At 70.6% G+C, this 7,666-nt stretch carries 8 protein-coding genes; 1 reads left to right on the top strand and 7 read right to left on the bottom strand.

The features are described 5' to 3' along the window. Window positions 1–76 precede the first annotated feature (76 nt). From FNH08_RS39065 to FNH08_RS39050, 4 genes are all read right to left on the bottom strand, one after another. A complete protein-coding gene (locus FNH08_RS39065; protein WP_152776271.1) occupies window positions 77–400 on the bottom strand; it encodes a hypothetical protein in 324 nt (107 codons plus the stop codon). Next, on the bottom strand, window positions 397–765 hold the full coding sequence (locus FNH08_RS39060; protein ID WP_019072119.1) for a WhiB family transcriptional regulator: 369 nt from the start codon (window positions 763–765) through the stop codon (window positions 397–399). Before FNH08_RS39060 ends, FNH08_RS39065 begins: the two co-directional genes overlap by 4 nt. Before the next feature lie 174 nt (window positions 766–939). After that, the gene (locus tag FNH08_RS39055) at window positions 940–1,269 is read right to left on the bottom strand and encodes a hypothetical protein (RefSeq protein ID WP_322726192.1); all 330 of its coding nucleotides are present in this window, start codon (window positions 1,267–1,269) and stop codon (window positions 940–942) included. Between the two features lie 165 nt (window positions 1,270–1,434). Continuing rightward, complete coding sequence (locus FNH08_RS39050) at window positions 1,435–3,720, bottom strand: ATP-dependent DNA helicase UvrD2 (RefSeq protein ID WP_407704547.1); 2,286 nt, start codon at window positions 3,718–3,720, stop codon at window positions 1,435–1,437. A gap of 128 nt (window positions 3,721–3,848) precedes the next feature. Here FNH08_RS39050 and FNH08_RS39045 point away from each other — a divergent pair, with 128 nt between their 5' ends. Continuing rightward, on the top strand, window positions 3,849–4,091 hold the full coding sequence (locus FNH08_RS39045) for a mycoredoxin (RefSeq protein WP_003992805.1): 243 nt from the start codon (window positions 3,849–3,851) through the stop codon (window positions 4,089–4,091). A gap of 104 nt (window positions 4,092–4,195) precedes the next feature. Here FNH08_RS39045 and nudC read toward each other — a convergent pair whose 3' ends face one another. The 3 genes from nudC to FNH08_RS39030 all read right to left on the bottom strand — a co-directional run. Then, entirely contained in the window at window positions 4,196–5,143 is a 948-nt protein-coding gene (nudC, locus tag FNH08_RS39040) for an NAD(+) diphosphatase (RefSeq protein WP_322726190.1), read from the bottom strand. 83 nt (window positions 5,144–5,226) lie between these two features. Beyond that, window positions 5,227–6,645 carry a dipeptidase gene (locus FNH08_RS39035; protein WP_407704546.1) on the bottom strand — a complete coding sequence of 473 codons (1,419 nt, stop codon included), beginning with the start codon at window positions 6,643–6,645 and terminating at the stop codon, window positions 5,227–5,229. Between the two features lie 4 nt (window positions 6,646–6,649). Then, a partial coding sequence (locus FNH08_RS39030) for a PD-(D/E)XK nuclease family protein (protein ID WP_194238772.1) occupies window positions 6,650–7,666 on the bottom strand: 1,017 nt, incomplete at its 5' end.

Genomic DNA, 7,666 nt, shown 5'->3' with positions numbered 1-7,666 from the left:
GCCGGTCCGTTCGGACCGGCCCCCGCTCAGCTACTGCTTCTGGTCGGTGCCTGCGTGGCTGCGTGCCTGGCGTCGGCTACTGCATCACGGCCATGGCGAGCGCACGGCGAGCCCGCATCGAGGCGCGCTCGGCGCGGCGCTGCATCCGCCGGGCCATCGCCAGGCGCATGGCCCGGCGCTCCTGCTCCGCCTCCCGCAGTCGGTCGTGCATATGCGCACGAGCCAGGGCTTCTGGGATGAGTTGCATCTCTCGGGTCCTGTTCTGACGCGAGCCCGTCGCGCCGGTGGTGGTGAAGTCTGGAATCGCGGAGCCTGCGGGCTCGTGGGTGGACGGCTTCATCGGGGCCTGCTTCTTGGGGTCGTGCGTGAAGGGGCGGTCGATCGTTCCTAGGGTGTTCATGCCGTGACCGGGTTCTTGCGCGGGCGGCCACGCGGCCGCTTGCGGGCCACAACGACACCCTGGACGAACAGCTCGCCACCCCAGACGCCCCAGGGCTCACGCCGCTCTTTGGCGCCGGCGAGGCATGCCTCGATCAGCGGGCAGGTGCGGCAGAGGGACTTGGCGTACTCGACGTCGGCCGGCGACTCGGCGAAGAAGACCTCCGGGTCGTAGGAACGGCAGGGGACGGGTACGCCGAGGTTCTCGATGGCGTCGTCGAGCGCGGTGAGCGCAGTGAGCGGGGTCAAGGTGGAGTCCTCCGTGAGGCCGGGCGGGGGGATCGTTTCGGAAGGCGGTACGGACGGGGCGTGCGCTTCGAGTTGCACGGTTCGTCTTCCTCGTCTGGTCGTTCCGGCCGGTTGGCCGGGTGGCGGCTGGTACCGGGTTCTTTTCTTGTCCCGAGGCCCCTTCGCTCTGTCGTCCCTGGTGAGGGACAAACAGAAGGGCCGCGGATCCCGGATGGGGTTCCGCGGCCCTGAAGGCGCCGGCCTGATCGGCGATCAGGCTGGATCACTCCAGGGGTCTGGCCCACGGAAGGCCCACATCGTGTGGTGCTGCGTCGTCTGCTTCAGGGATCCGGCACCGGCGGCCGCCGCAAAGGCATAGGCCTGCGCCTGTGCCACTACTGCTGCTTCCAGTGCCTTGGTCGGTCGCTCATTGCGCTCACTGACGGGGAGACCCGCGCGAGACACGGAGGAGGACTCCGGACGGACGGCACGGATGCCGGACAGACCGGTGCCCAGGTTCGAGACGCCGAGCATGCACAGGGAGACGGCCGAGCGATCGGTCAGTTTGGCGGTGCTGACGGTGCTGGTGTTGATGCTGATCACTGGACTCGCCTCCTCTCGGCGTCTAGAGGGATCGGGGTGAACCTGATCCGACGGATATTAAGTACAGCACGGAACCGGTGCCTCGGTGAAGGCCGCCGTTCCCGTGCCTAAGAACCTATGGGGATTGCTGGGGCATGCGCAAACTATTTTTTCGACGAGTTGATATCAGTCACCCTCGTCGTCTGCCTCAAGATCCTGACCTGCGCAGATGGCCAGAACATCGGCCCCGTAGCGCTGCAGCTTACGTGCGATGACCCCTGGGATGCGCGCGAGTTCGGCCGGAGTGGTCGGTACCGCTTCCGTGATGGCCATCAGGGTCCGGTCGGTGAAGACGCAGAAGTCCGGCTGGCCGCTGCGCCGTGCCTGCACCGCCCGCCACTCCCGCAACCGCTCGTAGAGGGCCTCGTCCATGTCGGAGGGGCAGTCCTCACACCGCATCAGTTTCATCTCGCCGGCGTCCCTCAGGGTGCGGCCGCAGACGCGGCACCGCGCGGGGGTCCGGCTGGTGGGCCGGGGAACCACGGAGGCCGTGCCACCCGGCGAACCGCGCTCGATGCCACCGGTGCTTCCCGCGCCGCCCCTGACCGCGGTGGCGGCGGATCCAGGGCGCAGGCCGTTGAGGAAGCGGCTGGGCCGTCGGTTCGGGCGCCCGCCTGGCGAGCGGGACAGGGCCCAGGAGACATGGAGGCGTTCCCGCGCCCGTGTGATGCCGACGTAGAGCAGACGCCTCTCCTCCTCGATCTGCTCGTCGGTCTTGGCGTAGGTGATCGGCATCATGCCCTCGGCCACTCCCACCAGGAAGACGACGTCCCACTCCAGGCCCTTGGCGGAGTGCAGCGAGGCGAGAGTGACGCCCTGAACGGTGGGTGCGTGCTGGGCGTTCGCCCGCTCGTCGAGTTCCGCGACGAGATCGCCGAGGGTGGCGTCGGGCTTGGCCGCGGCGAAGTCCTGCGCGAGGTTGACCAGCGCGGCCAGCGACTCCCAGCGTTCCCTGACGGCGCCGGAGCCCGATGGGGGCTCGCTGGTCCAGCCCTCCCCCGACAGCACGGCCCGCACCTGTGAGGGCAGGTCGACGGTGTCCGCGAGGAGCGAGTCGTTGGCGCCGAAGCGGGCCGCTCCACGCAGGGCGACCCCCGCCTTGCGCACCTCGGGACGGTCGAAGAACCGCTCGGCGCCCCGGAGTTGGTAGGGCACCCCGGCGTCGGCGAGAGCCTGTTCGTAGGTCTCCGACTGCGCGTTCGTACGGAAGAGGACGGCGATCTCGCTCGCGGGAGTGCCGGAGGCGATGAGGTCGCGGATGCGGCGGGCGGCGCCCTCGGCCTCGGCGGGCTCGTCCGCGTACTCGGTATAGACAGGCTCGGGGCCGGGGTCGCGCTGGGAGATCAGCTCGAGCCGGTGCTCGGCCGCACGGCCGCGGGCCTGGGCGAGCAGGCCGTTGGCGAGGTGGACGACCTGAGGTGAGGAGCGGTAGTCGCGGACCAGTTTGACGACCGTGGCTCCGGGGTGGCGGATACGGAAGTCGAGCAGATGGTCCGGAGTTGCACCCGTGAACGAGTAGATGGTCTGGCTGGCGTCGCCGACGACGCACAGGTCGTCCCGATCGCCGAGCCACAGTTCCAGCAGGCGTTGCTGCAGCGGGCTGACGTCCTGGTACTCGTCGACGACGAAGTGCTGGTACTGGCGGCGGACCTGCTCCGCGATGTCGTGCCGGTCCTGGAGGATGCCCACCGTGAGCAGTAGGACGTCCTCGAAGTCGATGACGGCGCGCTCACGCTTGAGGTCCTCGTACGCCGCGTAGAGCTGGGCGATCTCGGCCGGGTCGCGGGGGGTCTCACGACCGTGCTTGTCCGCCACGGCGTCATAGTCGGCGGGGACCGTCCGGGTGACCTTGGACCACTCGATCTCGGCGGCCACGTCCCGCAGTTCGTTGCGATCGAGACGGATACGGCAGGCAGCCGCGGCGTCCGCGACGAGCTGGATCTTGCGGTCGATGATCCTCGGCATGGAGCCGCCGACCGCCTTCGGCCAGAAGTACTGGAGTTGGCGGAGCGCTGCCGAGTGGAACGTCCGGGCCTGGACACCGGAGGCGCCGAGCTGGCGCAGACGGCCGCGCATCTCACCGGCGGCACGATTGGTGAACGTGACGGCCAGCACACTGGACGGCTGGAGTATCCCGGCGCGCACCCCGTAGGCGATGCGGTGGGTGATCGCCCGGGTCTTGCCCGTGCCGGCCCCCGCCAGCACGCACACCGGACCGTGCAGGGCGGTCGCCACCTCGCGTTGCTCGGGGTCGAGCCCTTCGAGCACCGCGTCGGGGGTGTCCGGAACCTGCGGGAACAGGGTGGAGTGCGTTGCTGCTGTCACCCCGCCATGCTGCCAGGTCCCCGGCGACGGATGCGCAAGTTGTCCACAGGCCTGGCCCTGCGGTCGTACTAATGCGGCAGGCGCCACGAGATGTGACCTGTGTCCCTGCCGTGTGAGCAGGACCGGGGAGCCGTCCGACCGTGGGAATGGCGGGCCGTCCCCGTGCGTTCACCTCACAGCCACCCGCCCCCGAGCCGTGAAGGAGCGCCAGAGACATGCTGGGCACTGTGACGATGTACAGCACCACGTGGTGCGGCTACTGCCGCCGGCTGAAGAGCCAGATGGACCGCGAGGGCATCGCGTACACCGAGATCAACATCGAGCAGGACCCGGAGTCCGCGGCGTTCGTGGAGAAGGCGAACGGCGGCAACCAGACGGTCCCCACCGTTCTGTTCCCCGACGGTTCGACGCTCACGAACCCTTCGCTGGCGCAGGTCAAGCAGAAGATCGGCGCGTAGCCGCGCCCTGGTGGCTCGGTGTACGACCGAGTCCCCGGCCCGGCAGTGCGAGAAGGCGGTCCCTGAGATGTCTCAGGGACCGCCTTCGTGTTGCCCTGTGGACGTCAGGCGGCGCCGCCCGGCCTGGGCAGGGGCTTGCCGTACCAGAGCTCGATCAGGCGCGCCGCGATCGAGATGCCGTAGGGCGGCAGGACGTCCCCGGACTCGAAGGCGGCCCGCAGTTCCTCGCGGGAGAACCAGCGGGCCTCGTGGATCTCGTCGCCGTCGACGGTGATGTCGGTGGAGGTGGCGTGGGCCAGGAAGCCCAGCATGAGGCTGGAGGGGAAGGGCCAGGGCTGGCTGGCGATGTACTCGACCTGGCCGACGGTGATGCCCGCCTCCTCGAAGACCTCGCGCCGCACGGACTGCTCGATGGCCTCGCCGGGCTCGACGAAGCCGGCGAGGGTGGAAAAGCGGCCTTCGGGCCAGTGCACCTGACGGCCCAGCAGGATCCGGTCCTCGTCGTCCGTGACCGCCATGATCACCGCCGGGTCGGTGCGCGGGTAGTGCTCGGCGCCGCAGGCCGGGCAGCGGCGGATGTGGCCGGCCGCCGCGATGACGGTGCGTTCGCCGCAGCGTGAGCAGAAGCGGTGCGTGCGCTGCCAGTTCTCCAGTCCGACCGCGTGCACCATGAGGCCCGCGTCGCGCGGAGACAGCAGCAGCCCCGCCTCCCGCAGGCCCGCGGGACGCGCGGACTGGTCTATACGGCCCGGGAGCGCGTCCTTCTGGAGGGCGAAATAGGCCACGCCCTCGTCGTCGATGCCCAGGAAGTAGCGGTGGGCCTCGGTGAGCGGGGCCTCGAAGGACGGGGTCATGACGAGTTCGGTGGTGCCGTCCTCCGTCTCGTCGATGAGGACCTGGCCGCCGGACACCACGAAACAGCGCGTCGTCGGGTGGCTCCACGCCGCCGCGAGCCAGGCCTCGTCGAGGCGGTGGTGGGCGGCACGGTCGATGCCGCTCGGGGCGGTGAGGGAGATGGGGCGGTCGGCGGTGTGGTCGGTCCAGGTGGTCACGGGTGCTTCCAACTCCCCCAGGGGAACGGTTGTTTCAGCGGGCGATCGGCAGGGTGCGGGTGCGCGGGCTTCGAGGGCCGTCTTCAGGGTGTCTCTTGCCCGCTTCCGGCCAGCTCGCCCCACAGGTGGGCGCTGGTTTCGACGCCTTTGACGAGGAGGTCGAGTTCGACCTTCTCGTTCGGGGCGTGCCAGCCGTCCGAGGGGACCGAGATGCCCAGGAAGAGCACGGGTGCACCGAGGACGTCCTGGAGGTCGGCGGCGGGACCGGACCCGCCTACGCGCGTGAAGAGGACCGGCTGCTCGAAGGCGCGGCCCATGGCGCGTACGACGGACTGTAGGGCGGGGTGGTCCAGGGGAGTCAGACAGGGACGGGTGGCCGGGCCGAAGGTGATCTCGCAGCGGATCCCCGCGGGTACTTGATCGGCCGCCCACGCGCGGACGGCCTTCTCGATGCGGTCCGGGTCCTGGCCCGCGACCAGCCGGAAGGAGAGCTTGACCAGGGCCGAGGACGGGATGATCGTCTTGCTGCCGGAGCCTTGGTAGCCGCTGCCCATGCCGTTGACCTCGGCGGTGGGGCGGGACCAGAGGCGCTCCAGGGTGGTGTATCCGGCCTCTCCGTGCGTCGCCGTCGACCTGGCCGTGCGCAGCCAGCGCTCCTCCTCGAAGGGGAGCTCGGCGAAGAGTTCGCGCTCGCGGTCGGTGAGCTCGACCACGCCTTCGTAGAAGCCGGGGATCGCCACGCGTGCGTGCTCGTCGTGCAGGGCGGCGATCAGGCGGGCCGCGGCGGTGGCCGGGTTGGGCACGGCGCCCCCGAAGGCGCCGGAGTGGATGTCCTGGTCGGGCCCGTGCAGCTCGATCTCGCACTCGGCGAGGCCGCGCATGCCGGTGCACACGGTGGGGGTGTCCTCGTCCCACATGCCGGTGTCGGAGACGATGACGGCGTCGGCGGCGAGCCGGTCGGCGTGCTCCTCGACGAGGTCGCGGAAGTGCGGCGAACCGGACTCCTCCTCGCCCTCGACCAGTATCTTCAGGTGGACGGCCGGTGTGGTGCGGCCGGTGGCGGCGAGGTGGGCGCGGACGCCGAGTGTGTGGAAGAACACCTGGCCCTTGTCGTCGGCGGCCCCGCGCGCGTGGAGGCGGTTCCCGCGGATCACCGGCTCGAAGGGCTCCGTGTCCCAGCCGTCCGTGCGGGCGGCGGGCTGCACGTCGTGGTGTCCGTAGACGAGGACCGTGGGGGCCTCGGGGTCGTCGGAGGGCCAGTCGGCGAAGACGGCCGGGGCTCCGGGCGTCTCCCAGACCTCGGCGGTGGGGAAGCCGGTCTCTTTGAGCTTGGCGGCGAGCCAGTCGGCGCTGCTCCGCACGTCCGCGGCGTGCTCGGGCTGGGCGGACACCGACGGTATGCGCAGCCATTCCACGAGGTCGTCGAGGAAGGCGGCGCGGTGGTTCTCGATGTATGTACGGACGGCGCTGACGGCACTGTCAACGGGCTGGCTCATGCTCATGAGCCTATCGGCCCGCGCGGACATGCTGGTCCGGCGGTTCGTCCGCTGCCCCTGCGCGTGGGTCCGCGCCGGGCTCCTCCAGCAGCAGGCGTTCCAGTGCGGCCCGGTCGGGCAGGTCGCCGGGGCGTACGACCTCGCCGGTGCGCACGTACAGGAACGCGGCCCCGACGGACTCCAGGGGCACGTCCTGCTGCTCGGCCCAGGCGAGGCGGTAGAGCGCCAGCTGGAGGGGGTCGGCGGTGCGGGTACGGCTCGTCTTCCAGTCGACGATCTCGTAGGTGGGGCCGGCTCCCTGAGCACTGGGGCCGTCGCCTGCCGCGCTGGTGCCGTCGCCTTCCCTGTAAACGGCGTCGATGCGGCCGCGGACGACGCGTCCGGCGATCGTGAGCTGGAAGGGGGCCTCGATGCGGTAGGGCGTCCGGTGCGCGTACGGGGTGCGCTCGAAGGCTTCCTTGAGGACCTCCAGGTCGCGTTCGTCGGCGATCTCGGCCTCGCTGCCGGGCAGATCCTCGGGTTCCAGCATGGGCAGCCGTAGTTCTTCGAAACGGGCCTCGACCCAGGCGTGGAAGCGGGTGCCCCGCCGCGCGGCGGGCTGCGGGGGGCGCGGCATGGGCCGTACGAGCTCCTGGGCGAAGCCGTCCGGGTCGGCTGCCAGGCGCAGCAGCTGGGACGCGGTGAGCGACGCGGGCAGGGGAACGTCGGTGACGCTCTGGCGGGCGCGCAGCAGCTCTCCGGTGAGTGCGTCCAGATCACGGTCCCAGGAGGTGATGGTGCGGACCTCCTCCGGGGTCAGCGGGGTGGGTTCCACGGGGTGTGGAAGGGCCTCGGGAGCCGGGGCCTGGTGCGGAATCGCGGGGCGGGCCTTCGTCCACGCGTCCCAGTCGGGGTCGTCACCGGGGTCCTCGCCGGGGTCGTCGTCGGGATCGCCCTCTGGGTGGCCGTCCCCGTAAGGGGGGTCTTCCGCCGGGTATTCGTCCTCTCCGTAGAGGGCTTCTTCGTCCTCGGGCGGAGGCGGCCAGTC

Source organism: Streptomyces spongiae, from assembly GCF_009377185.1.
Taxonomy (GTDB): Bacteria; Actinomycetota; Actinomycetes; order Streptomycetales; family Streptomycetaceae; genus Streptomyces; species Streptomyces spongiae.
This window is presented reverse-complemented; position numbering and strand designations above follow the sequence as displayed.